Genomic DNA, 21979 nt, shown 5'->3' on the forward strand with positions numbered 1-21979 from the left:
TCGCCCGGGCCCGGGTCCGGGACGAGGATCGTCTCGATGCTGACCGGGGCATTCTTCTCTTTGGCAACAACGGCCTTGACCTTATGAACCATGCTGGGGGCAGTTCCTTTCCGCACGAGCCTGGGCGCCTCTGTCCGGGCGCCCCTGTCCTCATCTTAGGAACAGATGCGTCGAACCCCGCAAAGACCGTCCGAATGGCGGCCATCGCCGCCTTTCTGCAGGGCAGGCCGGTTCCGCGGATGCCTTGGTTCCGAGCGCGCCCGGCACATCAGTCCAGCAGTGCGGCCAGGTCGAAATCAATTAAGGCCGCGGCACGATCGCCGCAAAAGACTACTTGCTCCGGGCAGACATCGTTATGGCACAGCAGCGTTCCTCCCACCGGACCGGCGAGGTCCCGGGGCCACTCGACGTCAGGGTCGACCGCGACTGCCGCGCTGGCCTCTTGTCCGGCCGGCCCCGGAGAGGCCCGGGATGCACAACCCCCGAACCGGCGCCAGGCCGATTCGGGGGTCGTGTGCGTCATGCGGGTCAGACGCCGAGGCGCTCCTTGACCTGTGACAGCGACGGGTTCGTGGCGTTGCTGCCGTCCGGGAAGAGCACGGTGGGAACCGTCTGGTTGCCGTTGTTGATCTGTTCGACCAATTCCGCCGTGCCGGGCACGTCTTCGATGTTGATCTCGGTGTAGCCGATGCCCTGGGAATCCAGTTGGGACTTCAGCCGGCGGCAATAGCCGCACCACGTGGTCGAGAACATGGTGATGGTGCCGGGGGCGGGGACGAATTCCAAAGCAGCTCCTTCGCGTGGGATCTTTGCGTACATCAACCGCCCCGGCACGCCAAACATTCCCGCCCCGCAGCTGATGGGCGGGCCCGGGCACATAATGGAGGCATGTGCGGCAGATACGTGATGGCCAGGAGCACGGGCGACCTGGTGGCTTCCTTCGATGTTGACGAGTCCTACGCCGAGGAGATCCAGCCCTCCTACAACGTTGCTCCGACGGACGAGGTCCCGCTGATCATCGACCGCCGGCACCCCGAGCCGGAACAGTTGTCCCGGAAACTCGTGATGGCGCGCTGGGGCCTGGTCCCGCCGTGGTCGAAGGACCCGAAGTCCGGTGCGCGGCTGATCAATGCCCGGATGGAGACGGTGACCGAGAAGCCATCCTTCCGCAAGGCCGCATCGCGCAAGCGCGCTCTGGTAGCCGCGGACGGGTATTTCGAATGGCAGAAGACGGCGGGCGGGAAGATCCCGACCTACCTCCACGGTGCCGAGGGCGAACTGCTGGCGTTCGCCGGACTGTTCGAGAACTGGCCGGATCCGTCGCTTCCGGAGGACCATCCGGACAAGTGGCTAAGGACCTTTACGATCATCACGACCGAGGCCACGGACAGCCTGGGCCACATCCATGACCGCACGCCCCTGATCGTCCCCCCGGATCTCTACGCCGACTGGCTGGACCCGGGAACGACGTCGGAAGCGGACGTGCGGGCGCTGCTGGATGCCATGCCGGAACCGCACCTGATCCCGCGGACGGTCAGCGACAAGGTCAATAATGTGCGCAACAACGGCCCGGAACTGATCGACGCCGCAGCCTGACACCTGCGGGCACTCCCCGCGACAGCGCCGCCTCACCGCACGCCGCATTAAGGCGAGGGCATGCCCAGGCTCACGTTGCCGCCGTCGTCCACGGAAAAGGCCGGATTAAACACGATGTCCCAACGGAAGCCGTCCGGATCGGCGAAACAACCGCTGTAGCCGCCCCAGGACTGATGCCGGCCACCCGACACGAGCGCCGCCCCCGCGGCAACGCCTTCTGCGAGCAGCCGGTCCACCTCTTCGGGACTACCCACGTTGCGGCCCAGCGAGACCGGGACCGCGGGGCCCTGCTCATGGTGCCCGACGTCGCCGTATTCGCCACGCATGCTGGCCACGTCCCACAGCGCGAGGATCTGGCCGTGCGCGCTCTGGAGGAAGAGGATTTCGCCTTCCTGCTCGGCCAGCGGCCGCCAGCCGAGGCCGTCGACGTAGAAACGGCGCGAGCGCGCCACGTCGCGCACTCCGAGGGTGATGGCAGAGACGACAGGTTCCATAGGTCCATGGTTCCGCTGACGGCGGACCGCAGCAAGGAGCCCGGCCGGTTCCGGCGCTGCTGCACAGCTGGGAAACCGGTCGGGCTCCTGGCGGCCGTTGGCTAGGGAACGATCATCATCGTGCTCCAGCCGCTGGCCCCGATCTGGACGCGGGTTCCGAGTCCGCCGCTGCCGTTACCCGGGTAGAGCCACAGCGTGCCCTTGGAATCGCGCGCCATCAGGTCCATGGAGGCGCCGGCGTCGAAGGCTCCGGGCCCGTTGAGCCCGCTCATCGCGTTCCAGCCGCTGGAACCAATGAGCTTGCGCGTGCCGAACTTGCCGGTGCCCGTGCCCGGGTAGAGCCACAGCCGTCCGCTGGAGTCGCGGGCCACCATGTCCGCCGTGCCGCCGGCATCGAAGGTGCCGACGCCCGCGAGCTGGCTCATGGCGTTCCAGCCGCTGGCTCCCGCAACGCTCCTCGTTCCGAACCGGCCGGAGCCGTTGCCCGGGTAGAGCCAGAGGGCGCCGGCGCTGTCGCGGGCGAGCAGGTCTACCCTGTTGTCGCCGTTGAAATCGCCGGGCGACACGAAGGCGCCCATGGAATTCCAGCCGGTGCCGATCTGCTTGCGGCCCAGCAACCCGCCATTGCCGGCGCCCGGGTACAGCCAGAGGACGCCGTCGGTGGCCCGGGCGATGACGTCGGAGTTGCCGTCGCCGTCGAAGTCGCCGGGCATCATGATGGCGCTCATGGCGTTCCAGCCACCGGAGCCGATATTGACCCGGGTACCGAACCGCCCTGTGCCATTGCCGGGATAGAGCCACAGCTTGCCGTCGCTGCTGCGGCTGACCAGGTCCGGGTTGCCGTCGCCGTCCATGTCCTTCTGCTCGGCGGCCGTAGCGGAGGCCGGGGCACCGTCGCCGATTCTCCATACGTGGGATACGGGCGAACTGACGTTGCCCGCCGGGTCCACGGAGCGGACGTTGAAGGTGTAGATGCCGTCGTTCTGTGCGTCGTAGGTCTTGCCCGTCACGCAACCGGTTTCCCAGGCGGCGTTGGTGGGCATCAGCTGGCAATCGAAACCGGCGCCGGCCTCCGAACTTGAGAAGTTGAAGGTCGGCGTCCTGTTCAGCGTCGGATTCGAGGGCATGGCCCCGCTGAACGTGACGGGCGCCGGGGTCGTATCCACGGTGATGGCCAGCTGGGTGGATGTCAGGAACTCCGGTGCAGCCGGGTCCGTGGCGAAAACGGGGTTGGCCATCCGGGTGGAGATCCTGCGCTGACCGTCCGCCAGCGGAGCGGTGGGCGTGATGCTGTAGGTCCCGCCCGCGCTTGCGGCCGAACCCGCCACCGCGCCGTCGACCAGCAGCTCCACCGTGCCATCTAAGGGAACGGTGCCGCTGAAGGTCGGCAGGGTGGCGTTGGTGATGTTGTCCGTAGAGGAGCGTCCGGTATCGCTGGCGGCGACCAGGTCAGGGGTGCCCGGCGCGCCGTCGGTGGTATCGGAAATCACGCCCTGGACGGCAAAACTGCTAACCGTGAGGGTGTTCACTCCGGGGCCGCCGGCGTTGGGACCCTCCACACGCACGAAGTTGTTGCCCGACGGGGCCCCGGTGACTGCGGAGGCCACATTCGGGTTGCCCAGCGTGCCGGCGGGCGGATTGACCTGGCGCAGGAACGTGGCGGTGGTGCCCACCCCATAGTTGCCGAGGAAGGCGCGGCCGACGCCGTCCCAGTCGCAGGCGGCGGTTGCGGTTGGGGTGCAGAGGCCGCTGTCGATCGTCTGGCTGATCTCGCCTGCGCCCTTCCTGTTGTCCGTTGCGGTGTAGGTATGGACCCCGTAGGGGTGCGTGATGGTGTACTGCGCCCCGATCACCAGGTTCTCGATCCGGAACCTCAGACGGGCAAAGCCCATCTGTTCACCGGGAACGACGGCGCCGTTCACGTGTGCGCCTTCAAGCGCGGCTTCGTAGAGGCGGAGGTTTCCGCTGCTGGCTTCCGCGGCGAACCAGAAGGCTTCTTCGGGGAAGTTGTCGGGATAGGAGGCTGGCCCGGGATTGGGCTGCGTGGAGAGGCAGCCGAGTTCCGCCGTGTAGCAGAACTGGAGCCTGACAGTGCCGTCGGAGAACCACAGAGGGTAGCCGTTGGCAGGATCAACGGGGCCGGCTGGCGGAAGCTCGGCGTGCGCTGGCGCGATGGAAAGCGGGGCGAATGCAGCGGCCAAAAGGGAGGCCGCGGCGACGGTGGTAACGAGTTTCTTTTTGGCTGGATGCCGGTGCGGTGCTGACCTGTGTGCGAGTGGCATGGTCTTGCTCCTTTGAAACGGTGTCCTCGGGCACCAAATGGCTGGTGGAGCCAGTTGCGCAGGGTGCGCTGCTGCAACTGTGGGCTCCGATTATTGGATAAACGTTGGGACGGGGGAGCGGCCGGCGATTTTGTCAGAGCGGGCGCCTAGGCTGGCTCTTGGATTCGAATACATATTCGATTAGAATGAAGGGGTCAAGCTTTTCGGCAGGCGTGTTGGCAGGAGCGCGCAGCCGAGGGCTCAGGCCCGTAATTCCAGAGGAAGGTGACTGGAACATGGGTGTTTTCAGCGAATCGATCGAAGTTGTTTGTTCTCCTGCCGGCCAGCCGATCCGGCTGGTGTGGCAGCACAGGACATGGCATGTGGCAGCGGACCCGGTGCGCTGGTACGAACGCCGCAATTGGTGGGCGGAGGAACAGCGCGCCGAGCGGGGCAGGGGAGCCGGGCTGGTGGACTACGAAATCTGGCGGGTCCAGGCCAGGCTGAACAGCCGCTCGGCTTTGCGCACCTTCGACCTGTCGCACCATGCCGACAGTGCGCGATGGCGCATGATCCGCGTCCACGATGCCGCCCAGCGCCTGAGTGCCTAGCCAGAGGCGCCCGGAGCTCCTTATCCCGGATAGAAAATGAGCTTTACCCATCTGAATGTCGCATCCGCTTTCAGCGCACACTACGGGGTGTCCTGGCCGGATGAACTTGTCGCCGCGGCGGCAGGGGACGGAGCCGATGCCCTGGCCTGCACCGACCGGGACGGCCTGTACGGCACGGTCAAGCATGTCCGGGCCTGCCTCGCTGCCGGCCTGGATCCGGTTGTGGGTGCCGACCTTGCCGTCAGCGACGGCAAAGGCGGCAGTTCCGGGCGGGTAGTGGTCCTGGCCCACGGCGGAAACGGCGGCGCGGGCTACCAGGCGTTGTGCCGGGCGGTTTCCGACGCCCATGAAGGGACGCCTGCCGGCAGGGGAAGCAAGCGGGGCCACGGGCCGGCGGTGGAGATCGGGCAGCTGGCCCGCCGCGCCGCCGGACCCGATGGCCGGGCAAGCGGCTCCGGCCCGGTCCTGACAGTGTTGCTGGGCCCCTATTCCGACGTAGGACAGGCCCTGAGGAACCGCAGCTACGCACAGGCTAGGGCGCTCGCAGAGCGCTGGCGCAGCCGAATGCCTGCGGGTGCGCTGGTCGTTGAAGTGGCCAGCCATTTAAGCACTCCCGGGGGCAACCTCAGCACGGCCCATGCTGTGCGGCTGTTCAAGCTCGCGGATGAATTGAAGCTCCCCGCCGTGCTCACCAACGCCGTGCGGTATTGCCGGGAGGATGATGCCGCGACCGCGGACGTGCTGGATGCCGTCCGTGCCTTGACGGCGCTGTCCAAGCTGCCGGACCTGCAGCCCAACGGACAGGGCTGGCTTAAAAGCGGGAAGCAGATGAAGGCCCTGGCCCGGGAGATAGCGCGGGAAGCCGGTGCCGGGGCAGCAGGTGCCCGCAGCCTGCTGGCCACGACCGCCGCGGTAACGGACAGGTGCCGGATGGATCCGGTCGGGGACATGGGGTACAAACGGCCCGTCGTTCCGGAAGCTTCCGTCATCGGTATTACCCGGGAGCCGGCTGTGGAACTGGTCCAGCGTTGCGAGGACGGCATCGGGCGGCGCTTCCCCGGGATCGGCGGCACGGCAGAGCGCAGGCTCAGGGACCGGCTCAGCCACGAGCTAAGCATCATCACCCTGCTCGGGTTCGCCCCGTACTTCCTGACGGTGGCCGAGGTGTCGAAAATGATCACCGGCATGGGGGTGCGGGCGGCGGCCCGCGGATCCGGCGCCTCGAGCCTGGTGAATTACCTGCTCAACATCAGCCACGTCAATCCGCTGGACCATGGGTTGATCTTCGAGCGGTTCCTTTCCCGGGACCGGTCCACGCTGCCGGATATCGACATCGACGTCGAAAGCGCCGAGCGGCACAGGGTCTACCGGCAGATCTTCGACCGCTTCGGCGCGAAACGGGTCACCCTGATGAGCATGCAGAACGGTTATCGGGCACGAGGGGCCGTCCGGGATGCCGGTCTTGCCCTGGGCATGGAGGAAGGGGACATCGACGGGATCGCCAAACAGCTGTGGCGCTTCTCCGCGCGGAATTTCCGTGAGGCAATGGAAGAGAAGCCCGAGCTGCGGGGGTTCTCCGCGCAGGTGGAGCAGAACCGGCAGCTGGATTTGCTGGTGGACGTGACCGAACGGCTGGACCGGTTGCCCCGGCATATTTCGATGCATCCGTGCGGCGTGATCCTCGGTGACGAAACCCTGCTGGACCGTACCCCGGTCCAGCCCAGCGGACTGGGGCTGCCAATGAGCCAGTTCGATAAACATGACATGGATCCGATGGGCATGCTGAAACTGGATGTACTGGGGGTGCGGATGCAGTCCTCCATGGCCTACGCCCTGGAAGAGATTGCCAGGATCCATCCGGACAAGGCTGCCGTCGCAGCGGCGGGCCGACACCCCGGAGCCCTCGGCGGCGGCCCGGACTACATCGTCGAGGGGGGCCGCATTGATCTGGAGGCCGTCCCGCTCGACGACGAACCGACCTACGAACTGATCCGCAGCACCTACACCCTCGGCTGCTTCCAGATCGAATCCCCGGGCCAGCGCGAGCTGGTGGGCAAGATGGCACCACGGAACTTCAACGACCTGATCATCGATATCTCGCTGTTCAGGCCCGGACCGATGAAGTCCGACATGGTCCGCCCGTTCCTTGAACACCGGCACGGCTGGGCGCCGGAGAATTATCCGCATCCCGACCTTGAGCCGGTGCTGAAGGAAACCCACGGCGTGACGGTATTCCACGAGCAGGTCCTCAGGACTTTCGACGTCTTCACCGGTTGCGGACTGGCCAAAGCGGACGAGTTCCGCAGGCTGCTGGGGGACGCAGCGGCCGAGCCTGCGGTGGAAGAACACTTCAGGGGCAAGGCCCTCGAACGTGGCTACACGGCGGAAACCGTCGACAAGGTCTGGAACACGCTGAAGGCCTTCGGCAGCTTCGGGTTCTGCAAGGCGCACGGTGCGGCCTTCGCCGTGCCCACCTACCAGTCCGCCTGGCTGAAGGCCCATCATCCGGAAGCCTTCCTGGCCGGACTGTGGGAACACGACCCCGGCATGTACCCGCGCCGCCTGCTGGTGGCCGAAGCGCGCAGGATGGGGATCCCGATCCTGCCGCTGGACATCAACCGCAGCAGCGACAAATACCGGGTAGAACGTGTCCCGGGGGAAGGCGGCTCCGGCGGGAAGCTGGGAATCAGGCTCAGCCTCGCCGGCATTTACGGCATGTCCGGGGCCGAGCTCAAGCGGATCGTCCGCGGCCAGCCCTATGATTCCCTTGCCGATTTGCGGGCCCGCGCCAAAATCAGCCGGCCGACCCTCAAGCGGCTGGGCCAGCTGGGTGCCTTCGATGAACTCAACCGGACGGCCGGCCGCCTGGACACTGCTACCCGGGCGGACATCGTGCACCACCTGGACAAGCCGCCGGTCCGCCCGGTTCCGCGCAGGTATGAGCCCATCGAAGGCCAGCTTGCCCTGCCGCTGGGCGATCTTGAACTGTGCAACCTGAAGACGCGGCTGCCGGAACCCACCACGCTGGAGAAGGTCAAAACGGAGCTCGACTTGATGGCCGTGGACGTCAGCGCCCACCTGATGGCCAGTTATGCCCCGCTGCTGAAGGAGCTGGGGGCCACCCCCGCTCAGGACCTGCTCTCCCTGCGCAGCGGCACCGACGTGCTGGTCGCCGGCATCCGGGTTGCCACCCAGACGCCGCCGATGCGCGGGGGACGCCGCGTGGTGTTCATCAGCCTGGATGACGGTACCGGCTGCGTGGACTGCACCTTTTTCCACGAGGCGCAGGAGAAAGCCGGGCCGCTGCTCTTCGGCACCAGGCTGCTGCTGGTCCAGGGCACCACGCGGAGGACCGGACCCCGCGGCATCAGCCTGCAGGCCTCCAACGCCTGGGACCTGACCGAACACGGGACGCTCCCGCTGCCGGAACGCAGCCAGCCGAAGCTGTCGTCCGGGCAGCCAACACTCGAGCTGCCCTCGCGCCCAATGTTGGTTGGGCTCAATATCAGCGGATAACATCGAAGTGGCTCGCGGCACCCAAAGTACGGTGGCGCAACGAGAGCCCTCGACAACCAAAGGAGACCTCCGTGTCAGCGCCCCAAACCATCACCCTCATCGTCGACGGCGAAGAGAATAAGGTGACGACGGGCACTACCGGAACCGAGCTGTTCGCGGACCGCCGCGACGTCGTCGTTATGCGCGTGGACGGCGAACTCCGCGACCTGGACCGCGAGCTGCCCGACGGCGCGAGCGTCGAAGCCGTCACCATCGGCTCGCCCGACGGCCTCAATGTTCTGCGCCACTCGACCGCCCACGTTATGGCCCAGGCCGTGCAGCAGCTGCGTCCGGACGCCAAGCTCGGCATCGGCCCCTACATCAAGGACGGCTTCTACTTCGACTTCGACGTGGAGGAACCCTTCACTCCCGAAGACCTGAAGACGCTTGAGAAGATGATGCTCAAGATCGTCAACCAGAACCAGAAGTTCGTCCGCCGGGCCGTCAGCGAGGATGAAGCCCGCCAGGCGATGGCCGGCGAACCATACAAGCTGATCCTGCTCGGACTGAAGTCCGACGCGGACGAAGCCGGCGAAGGTGCCAGCATCGAGGTTGGCGCCGGCGAAATCACCATTTACGACAATGTCGACCGCAAGAGCGGGGACATGATCTGGTGCGACCTGTGCCGCGGCCCGCACCTGCCCAACACGAAGCTGATCTCCAATGCCTTCGCCCTCACCCGCAGCGCTGCCGCCTATTGGCTCGGCAGCGAGAAGAACAAGCAGCTGCAGCGCATTTACGGCACCGCCTGGCCGACCAAGGAGGACCTGAAGGCCTACCAGGAGCGCATGGCCGAGGCGGAGCGCCGCGACCACCGTAAGCTCGGCGCGGAGCTGGACCTGTTCTCCTTCCCGGACGAGCTCGGCTCCGGCCTGCCCGTGTTCCACCCCAAGGGCGGCATCATCCGCCGCACCATGGAGGACTACTCCCGCCAGCGCCACGAGCAGGCCGGCTACGAGTTCGTCTACACCCCGCACATCACCAAGGGCCACCTCTACGAGATTTCCGGCCACCTCGACTGGTACAAGGACGGGATGTTCCCGGCCATGCACATCGACGAGACCCGGGACCCGGAGACCTGGGAAGTGGTCAAGCCCGGCCAGGATTACTACCTGAAGCCGATGAACTGCCCGATGCACAACCTGATCTTCCGCTCCCGCGGCCGCTCTTACCGCGAGCTTCCGCTGCGGCTGTTCGAGTTCGGTTCCGTCTACCGGTACGAGAAGTCCGGCGTCGTGCACGGCCTGACCCGCGTGCGCGGGATGACCCAGGACGATGCGCACATCTACTGCACCCGCGAGCAGATGAAGGAAGAGCTCACCACCACGCTGAACTTCGTCCTCGACCTGCTCAAGGACTACGGCCTTGAGGACTTCTACCTGGAGCTCTCCACCAAGGATCCGGAGAAGTTCGTGGGCTCGGACGAGGCTTGGGAGGAAGCCACGCGGACCCTCGCCGAGGTCGCCGAAGCCTCCGGCCTGGAACTGGTCCCGGATCCGGGCGGAGCCGCCTTCTACGGGCCGAAGATCTCCGTCCAGGCCCGCGACGCGATCGGCCGGACCTGGCAGATGTCCACCATCCAGCTGGACTTCAACCTGCCCGAGCGCTTCGAACTCGAATACCAGGCCGCCGACGGTTCCCGCCAGCGCCCGGTCATGATCCACCGCGCGCTCTTCGGCTCCGTGGAGCGGTTCATGGGCGTGCTGATCGAGCACTATGCCGGAGCGTTCCCGGCCTGGCTCGCCCCGGTGCAGGTCGTTGCCGTCCCGGTCGCGGACGCGTTCAACGACTATGTGTCCGACGTCGTGGCGAAGCTGCGGGCGAAGGGCATCCGGGCCGAGGCGGACCTGGGCACGGACCGCTTCCCGAAGAAGATCCGCACCGCCAGCAAGGAGAAGATTCCCTTCGTCCTGATCGCCGGCGGCGAGGACGCCGAAGCCGGCGCCGTGTCCTTCCGTTTCCGCGACGGCAGCCAGGACAACGGGATTCCGGTGGACGAGGCGGTGGAGCGGATCGCCGCTGCCGTCCGGAACCGGGACGTCCAGCCGTGACGCCAGATCAGCAGGCGCCGGGGACCGCGCCGGACCCGGCATCCGGCGCGGGCCGCCCGGAGACGGACGGGACGGTGACGGATGATTTCGAACTGCCCGGCGTTCCGGACGCGTTCCAGCGGCTATGGACCCCGCACCGGATGGCCTACGTCAAGGGCGGCCAGCACCAGTTCAAGGGCCAGGACGACTGCCCCTTCTGCGTTGCCCCGGGACGAAGCGACGAAGAGTCGCTGATCGTGTACCGCGGCCGGTTCAACTACGTGGTGCTCAACCTCTTCCCGTACAATCCCGGCCACCTGCTGGTGTGTCCGTACCGGCACGTTCCGGACTATACGGACATCACCGTGGAGGAGACCGCCGAGTTCGCAGAGCTCACGCAGACGGCGATGCGCGTGCTGCGCAAGGTCGCCAACCCCACGGGCTTCAACCTCGGCATGAACCAGGGAGTAGCCGGGGGAGCGGGAGTCGCCGCGCATCTGCATCAGCATGTGGTCCCGCGCTGGGGCGGTGACGGCAACTTCCTGCCCATCATCGCCCAGACCAAGGCCATCACGCAGACCCTGGACGAGGTCCGGCTGCAGGTGTCCCAGGCCTGGCCGGCCGGGTAACGGTAGCGGATGCTGAACAAGTACGCACGCGGCTTCTTCGGCCGCCTGTTCTCGCCCGTGGCCAAGCTGCTGCTGCGCTGGGGAATTTCCCCGGACGTTGTCACCGTGGTCGGCACGATCGGCGTCTGCCTCGGCGCGCTGGTCTTCTACCCGATGGGCGAACTGTTCTGGGGCACCCTGGTCATCACCGTCTTCGTCTTCGCCGACATGGTGGACGGACTGATGGCGCGCATGCAGGACCGCAGCAGCCGGTGGGGCAGCTTCCTTGACTCGACACTGGACAGGCTGGCGGATGCCTCGGTGTTCTCCGGCGTGGCCATCTGGTTCTTTACCGGCGGTGCTAACACGGCCATCGCGGTGGCCTCGCTGGCCTGCCTGGTCCTTGGCATGCTCGTCTCCTATGCCCGGTCCAAGGCCGAATCGCTCGGCTGTACCGCCGACGTCGGAATTGCCGAACGGTCCGAACGCCTGGTGGCGGTGCTGGTCTTCACCGGCTTCACCGGGCTCGGCCTGCCGCCGGTGGTCCTGCTGGCCGTACTGCTGCTGCTGGCGGCGGCCTCCTTCGTCACGGTGCTGCAGCGCGTCGGCACGGTCTACCGCCAGCTGCACACCGTCAGCTGACGCGCTCCCGGCAGCGCAGCTTCAGGGGCCGTCATGCAGTGAGGTGGCGCACCCAATGCGGCGTATGATGAGTTGTACTCTTTTCACCGATATCTAGGGGCTCTTTGTGTCCAGCAGTGAAGCTACTTCATCTCACGCGCCGGTAACCGGCAGCAGCCGGGTCAAGCGCGGCATGGCGGAGATGCTGAAGGGCGGCGTCATCATGGACGTCGTCACTCCCGAACAGGCACGTATCGCCGAGGATGCAGGCGCCGTGGCCGTCATGGCGCTCGAGCGGGTTCCCGCCGACATCCGCGCCCAGGGCGGCGTCTCCCGCATGTCGGACCCGGACATGATCGACGGCATCATCGAAGCAGTGTCCATCCCGGTCATGGCCAAGGCTCGCATCGGCCACTTCGTCGAAGCTCAGGTCCTGCAGTCCCTCGGGGTGGACTACATCGACGAGTCCGAGGTGCTCACCCCGGCCGACTACGCCAACCACATCGACAAGTGGAAGTTCACCGTTCCCTTCGTCTGCGGCGCCACCAACCTGGGCGAGGCCCTGCGCCGGATCAACGAGGGCGCGGCCATGATCCGCTCCAAGGGCGAGGCCGGCACCGGCGACGTCTCGAACGCAACCACCCACATGCGCCAGATCCGCTCCGAGATCGCCCGCCTGACCACCATGGCCGAGGACGAACTCTACGTTGCCGCCAAGGAACTGCAGGCACCGTTCGAACTGGTCAAGGAAATCGCCGCGACCGGTAAGCTCCCGGTGGTGCTCTTCACCGCCGGCGGCATCGCCACCCCGGCCGACGCCGCGATGATGATGCAGCTGGGCGCCGACGGCGTCTTCGTCGGCTCCGGCATCTTCAAGTCCGGCAACCCGGCCGAGCGCGCCGCTGCGGTCGTGAAGGCCACCACCTTCTACGACGATCCGGACATGATCGCCAAGGTCTCCCGCGGCCTCGGTGAAGCGATGGTCGGCATCAACGTGGACGAGATCCCGCAGCCGCACCGCCTCGCCGAGCGCGGCTGGTAAGCACTAACGACGGCGAACGCCCGGGACCGCAGCCCAGCTGCGGTCCCGGGCGTTCGGCGTTCTCGAACAGCGACCTGCGACGCCGTGCCCTGCCGGCCGGGGCAGGCAGGGCACGGTTGGGTGATGAGCGGGACAGCCGGCAGATTTCAGCCGCCCAGGATTTTCGCCTTCTGCGCCTGGAACTCAGCCTCCGTCAGGATTCCCTGCGCTTTCAGGTCGCCCAGGGTCTTGAGCTGCTCCAGCGGATCCGCGGCCGGCGCCGCCGCTTGGGCCGCCGCTGTCTCGTACGTCGGCTGGACGTACGCCTGTTGCGCGTACTGGGGCTGAGCGTACTGCGGTTGCGCGGGCTCATTCTGCGCGTACTGCTGCTGCTCCTGGGCATCCCAGCGCGCCTGTTGGCGGCGCTGCACGCGGCCGCTCACCGCCGTCGCGGTTCCGGCGACAACCGCCGTCCGTGCCACTCCTCGTAACAGTCCCATGTGTGGTTCCTCCTTAGACCGTCGACTCGGATTCCATCGCGTCGAGCGCGGCCATGACATCCTGGGCTGGAATCCGGGCACTCGCGATGACTTCGCCTCCGGCATCGCGCGCTGCGGCGATGAACGGTATGGCCCACAGATTCTCGTAGACGATGAGCGCCGCTACGGTGCCCGTTGCCATAGCCTCGGCCGCTTCGGCAATTTCCTCGTCGCCCAGAAGGCCCGAACGAACCGAGGCAAGGGAAGCAAACCCCTCCAGGCCTTCGGTTGCATCTTCCGTCAATTCGGCCCCGGCCACCGAACCGTCCTCATCTTTCGTAATGATGATGAGGTCATAGACCCAGACCACCTTCCGCTGGATCAGGTCCCTAAGCGCCTCTACGGTGGCGCCGCTGCCCGTCCGCTCCAGCGGAAACTCGATCAACACGAAGTCGATCGGGCCATGCACATCTGTAGTTGCCACGAACATCACCCCTGCAATCCGATTGGTCGTCCAAAGACCTGCCCAGTGTATTTTTCGCTGCCCGTCCGGGACATCACCCCCGCCGAATGATCTTGGCGGGCTGCGTCCAGCACGGAAACCAGCGTTATCAGAATGGCCCGCGTGCCCTTAAGTCGCGGGGGTGGGCCAGGACGGCCCAGATGATGACCACGTCGAGGACGATGATGAGGGAGCCCCACAGCGGGTAGTAGGGCAGCCACATGAAGTTGAGCACCGCGCTCAGCGATGCCAGCACTACTGCCAGAATGCGGGCCCAGACGGCGCCCCGGAACAAGGCTGCCCCGCCGAACACCAAGAGCAGGCCTCCGATCAGGTGGGTCCAGCCCCACGAGGTCACATCGAACCGGTAAATGTACTCCTTGCCGACGACGAAGAACTGGTCGTCGAACAGCGCCACAAGCCCCTGGAGGATGTGGAAGGCACCGGCCACAATCATGATGACCCCGGCCATGAGGATCGTCCCGGCGGCCGCAACGCTGTACTCCCTGTCGGGAGGCCGCCCTGGATCGGTCGTCCGCCCCACGGAACTGCTTGCCATGGTGATGGCTCCTCCCTCGTGCGGTGTGGCGGTCGCAACGCGGTTGCGTCACTGGAGATCCGGCCACCCGCAATAAGTCCACTCCCGTCCTGGCCTGCTTTCCTCATCCTCGCTGGATGATCGTCATGCGCCTGTCCGCCGTGCGGTTTAGCCGCGCGCTGCCGCGGTCAGGATCCCCGCAGGAATACACTGGCGGCATGATCCGACGGCAGGCGCAGGGGCGCGGTCCCGACCAGCGGAACGCGCGCACGCACGCGTCGCAGCCGCCAGCCAGTAAGGCGGCCACCCTGGCGGCGGCTGTGCTGACGGCGGCGGGCCTGCTCATGGCCGGCTGCAGCAACGGGCCGGCGGCGGAGGAAACCGGCCACGGCGCGGCGGAAACTAAACCCGCAGCGGGGTCTGCCGGGCCGGGCACGGAGGGGAGCGGCCCCGTCGGAGCGGCCCCGCCGTCGTCCTCTGCAACGGGTTCCGCCCCGCAACCGGCGGTGACAGCCGGAAGGGGTCCGGACTGTCCGGGAATCCGGTGTGCCACAGTGGCGATGAGTGGGGACCTGCTGCTGCACGAGGCGTTGTGGGAGCAGGCTGCGCGGGACGCCGCGCAGACGGGCCATGGAAAGCTGGATTTCGGCCCGGCCCTGGCCGCGCAGGAACAATACCTGGCGACCGCGGATCTTGCGATCTGCCAGCTGGAGACGCCGCTGGCCGATGCAGACGGCCCGTATTCCGGCTATCCGGCCTTCAACGTCCCGCCGCAGATCCTTGATGCCGCTGCGGCTGTTGGCTACGATGCCTGCACCACGGCCAGCAACCACAGCATTGACTCTGGCACAGCCGGCCTGGAACGGACCCTGGACGCGCTGGATGACCGCGGCCTCGAGCACACCGGGTCCTATCGCAGTCCGGCAGCGGCCCGGCAGGTGCTGATCGTGGATACTCCCGCCGCGCGCGTCGCGGTCATCACCGGGACCTTTTCACTGAACGGGTTGGAGCCGGAGGGGGCGTGGCAGGTGGACCGGCTCGACCCCCGGGCCATGATTGCGAAGGCCAAGCAGGCCAGAGCGGAGGGAGCGGATATCGTCCTGGGCGCCATCCACGCCGGGGACGAATACACCGACTATGCGAACGCACAGCAGCGGGAAGCCGCGCACATGCTGGCCGACAGCGGCGAGTTCTCCCTGGTCTACGGGCACCACAGCCACTCCGTCCAGCCGATTGAGCAGTACCACGGCACCTGGATTGCCTATGGGCTGGGCAACACCATTGCGGCGCACGCCACCGAGAACATCCTCAACACCGAAGGCCTGATGGTCCGGGCACAGTTCAGCCAGGCCGCCGAGGGGGCGGCATGGGAAGTTGCACGGCTGGACTGGCTTCCGGCCACGTTCGATGGACCGCAGCATCGCTGGTGCCCGGTGGCGGCCGACAGGCTGGATGCCGCTGCCGAAACGGGGCAGTGGTGCATCTCGGAACAGGCGGACACGGCCAGCCGCTCCCGGACCAAGGCAACGGTGGGATCGATGTCCCGCACCGGAGGAATCGTCCGCGAGTGGCTACTCGGCGGGGACTGACCGGAAAGGCTCAGCGCGGGCGGGCCGCCGCGTCGGCGCGCGCCGCCGCCTCGTAAGGGACCTCCAGCGCAACGTCGTTGAACGTGCCGTAGCGGCGCTCGGCCGCGTGGCGCACCAGGTAATCGGCCACCGCGGGGTTCTTGGGCAGCAGCGAACCGTGCAGGTAGCTGGCGATGACGTTCCGGTAGCGCGCGCCCTCCGTGCCGTCCTGGCCGTTGTTTCCCTGGCCCTTGGTGACGGTGCCGAACGGCTGCAGCTCCGGGCCGAGCGTGGTCAGGCCGCTGTGGTTTTCGTACCCGATTACGGTGCCGAACTCGCTGCTGTCCAGCACCGTGTTGCCGATCAGCCGGGTGGGTCCGCCCACGGTTTCGGCATCCAGCAGCCCGATGCCGGTGATGACCTCGCCGGTGTGGGTGGTGAACCGGTGGCCGAACAACTGGTACAGGCCGCAGATGGCCAGCATGGGCACACCGTCGTCGGCCAGTTCCTTGAGCCGGCCCCCCAGTGCGAGCAGATCCGCCTGGATCTTGTTCTGGCCGGAGTCCTGGCCGCCGCCGCCGACGATCAGGTCCACCTGCTCCGGGAAGCTGTCGCCCGGGTTGTATTCGTGCAGGCGCACGTCGTAGCCGCGCAGCTGGAGGCGCTTGCGCAGGACCAGGACGTTGCCCCAGTCGCCGTAGATGTTCATGTCCCGCGGGTACAGCTGCAGCAGGTCGATCACCGGTGCATCCATCAGGAGACCACCTCCACTTCGGTCAGTTTGCCCAGCTCCCGGCGCAGCGCGAGCATGGCGGTGTAGGTGCAGTAGATGCGTTTGGGCTGCTCGGGGCCGAGCTCGATGAACCGGCGCAGCGATGCCGTCAGGTCGGTGTCGACCCGGCCCACGGGCACATCTTCGTAGAACAGCCGCAGCGCCATGTCGTATGCGCGGACGCCGCTGACTTCGTCCACGCCGGCTTCGGCGAGCGAATCGAAATCAACGTCCCAGAGCCAGGACATGTCGCGGCCGTCCGCATAGTTGTCATTGATGGCGATCATCGTGCGGAATCCTGCCGCGGGGAAGGACTTCAGCGCCAGCCGGAACCCTGCCGGGTTCTTCACGAGCACCAGGTCCAGCGGCTGGCCGTTCACGGTCAGCGATTCGCCGCGTCCGAAGGCCGGCGTGACGGCCTCCAGCGAACGGAGCAGCGCGGCCTCGTCGGCGGCCTCCCCGAGTACCGTGCGGGCAAGGGCCAGCGCGGCGGCGGAGTTGTAGACGTTGTAGACCCCGGTGAGCTTCAGCTGCGCGTCGACGTCCCGACCGTTCACCGTGAAGGTGGCGGCCGGCCCGTCACAGGCCGAGAGAACGACGTCGGCATCCGGCAGCGCGGCGATCTCACCGATGGCGCCTGAACGCATGTCGTCGTCGCTGGGGAACATCCGGCGCAGCCCGGGGGCCAGCCCGAAGTACCGGATCCCGGGCGCGGTCACCGCTGCGGCGAGGCCGGCAATCCGGTGGTCTTCGCGGTTGAGGACGACCGCCTCGGTTGTCGCCTCGGCGATCTTGCGGAGGAACCCCGCCGTCGTTTCGATTTCGCCGAAGCGGTCCAGCTGGTCGCGCATCACATTGAGGAGCAGGCTGTAGCGCGGCGGGACGAGCTTCACGAAGTGGACGGCATGGGCCTCGTCGAGTTCCAGCACGGCGATGTCCGCGCGGAGCTTGCCCGCGGGGTTCGATTCGCCCAGCACTGCGGCGACGACGCCGCGGGTGAAATTGCTGCCGGTGCGGTTCGTGAAGACCTTCAGGCCCTGGCCCTGCAGCAGTTCGACGACCATTTTCGTCGTCGTCGTTTTCCCGTTGGTCCCGCTGATCACCACGACCCCGTGCGGCAGGGTGCCCAGGGTGCGGGGCAGGAACTCAGGGTCGATCTTTTCGGCGATCAGGCCGGGGAGGGCGGAACCACCTCCACGTAGCTTCGCCACCACCCGGACGGTCTTTCCGACAACGGTCGCTAGGAGGTGTCGCATGACTAGAAACTATACAAGCTCCCGCCGGCAGGACCGGCTAAGGGCATCCGCGGGCGTTGTGGAGTGCGCCGGTTCGCCTGCGGATGCACGGGGAGGATAATGTTTTTTCCTGGTCGGATCCCGGCCGTTGCCCCCGTTGACACTGGAAAAGGAAACCCCGCGTGGTCAAAATCGGCGTGCTCGCCCTCCAAGGAGACGTCCGCGAACATCTAGCTGCCTTGGTCCACAGCGGCGTCGAGGCGGCCACCGTGCGGCGGCCTGCGGAACTGGACGCCGTGGACGGGCTGGTCATTCCCGGCGGCGAGTCGACCACGATCGACAAGCTCACCCGGATCTTCGAGCTGGCCGATCCCCTGAAGGAGCGGATCGCCGCGGGCATGCCCGTCTACGGGTCCTGCGCCGGGATGATCATGCTGGCCAATGAGATCGCCGACCCGGCCACGGACCGGCAGGGCAACCCGCAGCAAACGCTCGGCGGCCTGGACATTACCGTTCGCCGTAATGCCTTCGGCCGCCAGCGCGAGTCGTTCGAGACGGATCTGGCCTTCCGCGGGCTCGAGTTCAGCGCCGCGGTGGCCGGGACCGAACCGGAGCCGGTCCACGCCGTCTTCATCCGTGCCCCCTGGGTCGAACGGGTCGGCGAGGGCGTAGAGGTGCTGGCCCAGGTCCTGCCGGAAGAGGCGTCGCACACGGGAACTCTGCACGGGACAGCTAGAATTGTCGCAGTGCGTTCGCGGCATCTGCTGGCGACATCCTTCCACCCGGAAGTTACGGGGGAGCGCCGGATCCACGAACTTTTTATCAGAATCGTTAGAGGAGAAGCGTAAGCATGTCGGGACACTCCAAATGGGCGACGACCAAGCACAAGAAGGCCGTCATCGATGCCCGCCGCGCCAAGTCCTTCGCCAAGCTGATCAAGAACATCGAAGTCGCCGCCCGCGCCGGCGGTGCCGACATGTCCGGCAATCCCGCCCTTGAACTCGCGGTCCAGAAGGCCAAGAAGACGTCGGTTCCGAACGACAACATCGACCGGGCGGTCAAGCGCGGCGCCGGCCTGACCGGCGAGGCCGTGGACTACCAGGAGATCATCTACGAAGCCCGCGGCCCGCAGGGTTCCGCCGTGCTCATCGAGTGCCTGACGGACAACAAGAACCGCGCTGCTTCCGAGGTCCGCCTGGCGATTACGCGCAACGGCGGCACCGTCGCGGATCCGGGCTCGGTGAGCTACCTGTTCAGCCGCAAGGGGGTCGTGAACCTGCCGAAGAACGACCTGGGCGAAGACGATGTCCTGATGGCAGTTCTGGACGCGGGAGCCGAGGAGGTCAAGGAATCCGGCGGCAGCTTCGAGGTGCACAGCGAGCCCACGGACCTTCGCGCCGTGGTGGCCGCCCTTGAGGAAGCCGGCATCGAGTACGAGACCGACGAGATCGAGTTTGTCCCCTCCATGGAGGTAGGCCTGGAGCTGGACGCCGCGCGGAAGTTCATGAAGCTAGTCGACGCGTTGGAAGACCTGGATGACGTCCAGAACGTGTACTCCAACGCCGACCTGTCCGACGAGGTTCTGGCCGCTCTGGATTCCGAAGACTGAGCCAGGCCAAGACCGGATGACCCTGCGTGTCCTGGGCATCGACCCCGGCCTCACGCGCTGCGGTTTCGGCGTCGTCGACGTGGAGCCGAACCGTCGCGCCACGCTGGCCGGAGTCACCGTTGTCGGCACCTCCGCCGATGTGCCGCTCGAGCAGCGCCTGCTGGCCATCGCGACGGCCATCGACGAGTGGCTGGACCGCTACACGCCGGACGTCCTGGCCGTGGAGCGTGTCTTCAGCCAGCTCAACGTCAGCACGGTGATGGGCACCGCCCAGGCATCGGGCATCGTGATCACGGCCGCGGCCCGCCGGGGCATCACTGTTGCCCACCACACGCCCACCGAGGTCAAGGCGGCCGTTACCGGCAATGGCCAGGCGGACAAGGCGGCTGTGACCAAGATGGTGACGCGCATCCTCCGGCTGGATACGCCGCCGCGACCGGCGGATGCGGCGGATGCCTTGGCGCTGGCCATTACGCACGCCTGGCGGGGAAGTGCGACGACGGCGTCCGCCGCGGCGGGCGGCCGTTCCCTAACACCGGCCCAGCGGGCCTGGGCTGAGGCGCAGGCCCGGGCCCAGCGCAGGAAATGGTGAACCGGCCGCCTCACCCCTCGCCCGCCCGGCGCGGCAATCGGGCTGAATGTCCCCGGCAACGCGTAGGCTGTTCGTAAATATGTTCGGAGAAACGGCGCCGTCGGTGGCGGCCGGTTTCCAGCCCTGCGGTTATGGAGTCACTAAATGATCAGCTCGCTTCGCGGCATTGTCAGCCATGTCGGCCTGAACTCTGCCGTAGTGGACGTGAATGGATTCGGCATGCTGGTGCAGGCGACCCCGCAGACCCTGGCCACCCTGCACGTCGGACGCGAAGCCGAACTGGCGACCCTGATGATCGTTCGCGAGGACTCGATGACGCTCTACGCCTTCGAAGATGCGGTGCAGCGGGAGGTGTTCGAAACCCTGATCTCCGTCAGCGGGGTCGGGCCCCGGCTCGGCCTGGCCGCCCTGGCCGTGCACCCCCCGGAGGCGCTGCGGCAGGCCGTCGCGGACGGGGACAGCAAGGCGATCAGCAAGGTGCCGGGCATTGGTCCGAAGCTGGCCGGCCGGATCGTCCTGGAACTGGCCGGCAAGCTCGTGCCCGTGGAAGGACCGGCGGCGCCGGCGGGGCCGGCCTGGCAGGACCAGGTACTGCAGGCGCTGACCGGCCTGGGCTGGTCGGAGAAGGACGCGGCCGCCGCGCTGGACCGGACGGCCGAGGAGAACCCGGACGTTGCGGCCGGTTCGGATGTCGGCCAGATGCTGCGGCTGACCCTGCAGAGAATGGGGCAGGATAACGGCCGGACCGGCGGCGGCCGGCGGGCCCCGGCGGGTGCCCGCTGATGCCGGCGGAACCCGAAGGCACGTCCATCGTCTCGGCGGCGGGCGAAGCCGAAGAACGAGCGCTCGAGTCGGCGCTCCGGCCCAAGAACCTGGCGGACTTCGTCGGCCAGGCACGGGTACGCCGGCAGTTGTCGCTGGTCCTCGAGGCGTCGAGGATCAGGGAACGCACGGCGGACCACGTCCTGCTCTCCGGACCGCCCGGCCTGGGCAAGACGACGCTTGCCATGATCATCGCGGCGGAAATGAACGCCCCCCTGCGCATCAGCTCCGGTCCCGCCATCCAGCATGCCGGGGATCTGGCAGCCATCCTTTCCTCGCTGACCGAAGGCGAGATCCTGTTCCTCGACGAGATCCACCGGATGTCCCGTCCGGCTGAGGAAATGCTCTACATGGCCATGGAGGACTTCCGGGTGGACATCGTGGTGGGCAAGGGGCCGGGCGCCACCGCCATTCCCCTGGACCTGCCGCCGTTTACCCTGGTCGGCGCCACGACACGGGCGGGCCTGCTGCCCGGTCCGCTCCGGGACCGGTTCGGTTTCACCGGACACCTGGAGTTCTATTCGACCCAGGAACTGGAACTGGTGCTCCGGCGATCGGCCATGCTGCTGGACCTGAAGATCAGTTCCGCCGGCTTCGCCGAAATCGCCGGCCGGTCGCGGGGCACGCCGCGCATCGCCAACCGCCTGCTCCGCCGGGTGCGGGACTGGGCACTCGTCCACGGCATCGAAGAAATCGACGCAAGGTCTGCTGCCGCCGCGCTGGACATGTATGAAGTGGACGAACGCGGACTGGACCGCCTGGACCGCGAGGTCCTCATGGCCTTAATTACGAAGTTCGGAGGGGGGCCGGTGGGCCTTTCCACTCTGGCCATCGCGGTGGGGGAGGAAACCGAAACGGTGGAGACCGTGGCCGAGCCGTACCTCGTGCGCGAGGGGCTCCTGGGCCGGACGCCGCGCGGACGGATCGCCACGCCGGCCGCCTGGGAACACCTCGGCCTGGACATGCCGGCCTCCGCCGCCGGTGCTCCGGACCTGCTCTCGGTCCTCGAGGAGGAGGAACGCGGCTTAGCCGATAGCGGATCGTGACTTCACCGCCGGGCTGCAC

At 67.1% G+C, this 21979-nt stretch carries 21 protein-coding genes; 13 read left to right on the forward strand and 8 right to left on the reverse strand.

The features are described 5' to 3' along the window. Positions 1-528: 528 nt before the first annotated feature. The gene (locus tag WFH44_RS07330) at positions 529-819 is read right to left on the reverse strand and encodes a mycoredoxin (protein WP_442892886.1); all 291 of its coding nucleotides are present in this window, start codon (positions 817-819) and stop codon (positions 529-531) included. 69 nt (positions 820-888) lie between these two features. Between WFH44_RS07330 and WFH44_RS07335 the strand changes: the two genes are divergently transcribed. Further along, positions 889-1596, forward strand: a complete 708-nt coding sequence (locus tag WFH44_RS07335) for an SOS response-associated peptidase (RefSeq protein WP_336712948.1) — start codon at positions 889-891, stop codon at positions 1594-1596. Positions 1597-1643: 47 nt separating this feature from the next. Here WFH44_RS07335 and WFH44_RS07340 read toward each other — a convergent pair whose 3' ends face one another. Both WFH44_RS07340 and WFH44_RS07345 read right to left on the reverse strand, forming a co-directional pair. Continuing rightward, the gene (locus WFH44_RS07340) at positions 1644-2090 is read right to left on the reverse strand and encodes a VOC family protein (RefSeq protein WP_336712949.1); all 447 of its coding nucleotides are present in this window, start codon (positions 2088-2090) and stop codon (positions 1644-1646) included. 101 nt (positions 2091-2191) lie between these two features. After that, positions 2192-4372 (reverse strand): FG-GAP-like repeat-containing protein, encoded by a 2181-nt coding sequence (locus tag WFH44_RS07345; protein WP_336712950.1) that lies wholly within the window; start codon positions 4370-4372, stop codon positions 2192-2194. Positions 4373-4647: 275 nt separating this feature from the next. On the opposite strand from WFH44_RS07345, the gene WFH44_RS07350 reads away from it, so the two are divergent. The 6 genes from WFH44_RS07350 to pdxS all read left to right on the forward strand — a co-directional run bounded on the left by WFH44_RS07350 (position 4648) and on the right by pdxS (position 12818). After that, on the forward strand, positions 4648-4962 hold the full coding sequence (locus WFH44_RS07350) for a DUF6504 family protein (protein WP_336712952.1): 315 nt from the start codon (positions 4648-4650) through the stop codon (positions 4960-4962). Between the two features lie 36 nt (positions 4963-4998). Next, on the forward strand, positions 4999-8478 hold the full coding sequence (locus tag WFH44_RS07355; RefSeq protein WP_336712954.1) for a DNA polymerase III subunit alpha: 3480 nt from the start codon (positions 4999-5001) through the stop codon (positions 8476-8478). A gap of 71 nt (positions 8479-8549) precedes the next feature. Continuing rightward, positions 8550-10568: a threonine--tRNA ligase gene (gene thrS / locus WFH44_RS07360; RefSeq protein ID WP_336712955.1), complete on the forward strand. Its 2019-nt coding sequence runs from the start codon at positions 8550-8552 to the stop codon at positions 10566-10568. Positions 10569-10642: 74 nt separating this feature from the next. Then, positions 10643-11176, forward strand: coding sequence for an HIT family protein (locus tag WFH44_RS07365; RefSeq protein ID WP_336713635.1), 534 nt, complete (start codon positions 10643-10645; stop codon positions 11174-11176). A gap of 9 nt (positions 11177-11185) precedes the next feature. Further along, positions 11186-11797 (forward strand): phosphatidylinositol phosphate synthase, encoded by a 612-nt coding sequence (pgsA, locus tag WFH44_RS07370; protein ID WP_336712957.1) that lies wholly within the window; start codon positions 11186-11188, stop codon positions 11795-11797. A gap of 106 nt (positions 11798-11903) precedes the next feature. Continuing rightward, positions 11904-12818: a pyridoxal 5'-phosphate synthase lyase subunit PdxS gene (pdxS, locus tag WFH44_RS07375; protein WP_264795577.1), complete on the forward strand. Its 915-nt coding sequence runs from the start codon at positions 11904-11906 to the stop codon at positions 12816-12818. A gap of 146 nt (positions 12819-12964) precedes the next feature. Here pdxS and WFH44_RS07380 read toward each other — a convergent pair whose 3' ends face one another. From WFH44_RS07380 to WFH44_RS07390, 3 genes are all read right to left on the reverse strand, one after another. Next, complete coding sequence (locus WFH44_RS07380; protein WP_336712958.1) at positions 12965-13297, reverse strand: SHOCT domain-containing protein; 333 nt, start codon at positions 13295-13297, stop codon at positions 12965-12967. 13 nt (positions 13298-13310) lie between these two features. Continuing rightward, positions 13311-13766: a DUF6325 family protein gene (locus WFH44_RS07385; protein ID WP_336712959.1), complete on the reverse strand. Its 456-nt coding sequence runs from the start codon at positions 13764-13766 to the stop codon at positions 13311-13313. A gap of 121 nt (positions 13767-13887) precedes the next feature. After that, complete coding sequence (locus tag WFH44_RS07390) at positions 13888-14337, reverse strand: DUF7144 family membrane protein (RefSeq protein ID WP_336712961.1); 450 nt, start codon at positions 14335-14337, stop codon at positions 13888-13890. A gap of 539 nt (positions 14338-14876) precedes the next feature. Between WFH44_RS07390 and WFH44_RS07395 the strand changes: the two genes are divergently transcribed. After that, positions 14877-15905: a CapA family protein gene (locus WFH44_RS07395; protein ID WP_336712963.1), complete on the forward strand. Its 1029-nt coding sequence runs from the start codon at positions 14877-14879 to the stop codon at positions 15903-15905. Between the two features lie 10 nt (positions 15906-15915). Here the strand turns inward: WFH44_RS07395 and WFH44_RS07400 are convergent, their stop codons facing one another. Together WFH44_RS07400 and WFH44_RS07405 are read right to left on the reverse strand one after the other, a co-directional pair. Next, entirely contained in the window at positions 15916-16638 is a 723-nt protein-coding gene (locus WFH44_RS07400) for a type 1 glutamine amidotransferase (RefSeq protein WP_336712965.1), read from the reverse strand. Further along, positions 16638-17912 carry a MurT ligase domain-containing protein gene (locus WFH44_RS07405; protein ID WP_336712967.1) on the reverse strand — a complete coding sequence of 425 codons (1275 nt, stop codon included), beginning with the start codon at positions 17910-17912 and terminating at the stop codon, positions 16638-16640. The genes WFH44_RS07400 and WFH44_RS07405 overlap by 1 nt, the downstream gene beginning before the upstream one ends. A 161-nt stretch (positions 17913-18073) precedes the next feature. Between WFH44_RS07405 and pdxT the strand changes: the two genes are divergently transcribed. The 5 genes from pdxT (at position 18074) to ruvB (ending at position 21960) form a co-directional block, all read left to right on the forward strand. Then, positions 18074-18739, forward strand: coding sequence for a pyridoxal 5'-phosphate synthase glutaminase subunit PdxT (gene pdxT, locus WFH44_RS07410; protein WP_336712968.1), 666 nt, complete (start codon positions 18074-18076; stop codon positions 18737-18739). Between the two features lie 2 nt (positions 18740-18741). After that, the gene (locus tag WFH44_RS07415; protein WP_336712970.1) at positions 18742-19500 is read left to right on the forward strand and encodes a YebC/PmpR family DNA-binding transcriptional regulator; all 759 of its coding nucleotides are present in this window, start codon (positions 18742-18744) and stop codon (positions 19498-19500) included. A gap of 16 nt (positions 19501-19516) precedes the next feature. Further along, a complete protein-coding gene (gene ruvC / locus WFH44_RS07420) occupies positions 19517-20092 on the forward strand; it encodes a crossover junction endodeoxyribonuclease RuvC (RefSeq protein WP_264795568.1) in 576 nt (191 codons plus the stop codon). A 144-nt stretch (positions 20093-20236) separates the two neighbouring features. After that, on the forward strand, positions 20237-20875 hold the full coding sequence (gene ruvA, locus WFH44_RS07425) for a Holliday junction branch migration protein RuvA (RefSeq protein WP_336712972.1): 639 nt from the start codon (positions 20237-20239) through the stop codon (positions 20873-20875). Further along, positions 20875-21960 carry a Holliday junction branch migration DNA helicase RuvB gene (gene ruvB, locus WFH44_RS07430; protein ID WP_336712974.1) on the forward strand — a complete coding sequence of 362 codons (1086 nt, stop codon included), beginning with the start codon at positions 20875-20877 and terminating at the stop codon, positions 21958-21960. The genes ruvA and ruvB overlap by 1 nt, the downstream gene beginning before the upstream one ends. Positions 21961-21979 lie beyond the last annotated feature (19 nt).

This window comes from Arthrobacter sp. USHLN218 (genome assembly GCF_037144715.1).
In the GTDB taxonomy this organism is placed as follows: domain Bacteria; phylum Actinomycetota; class Actinomycetes; order Actinomycetales; family Micrococcaceae; genus Crystallibacter.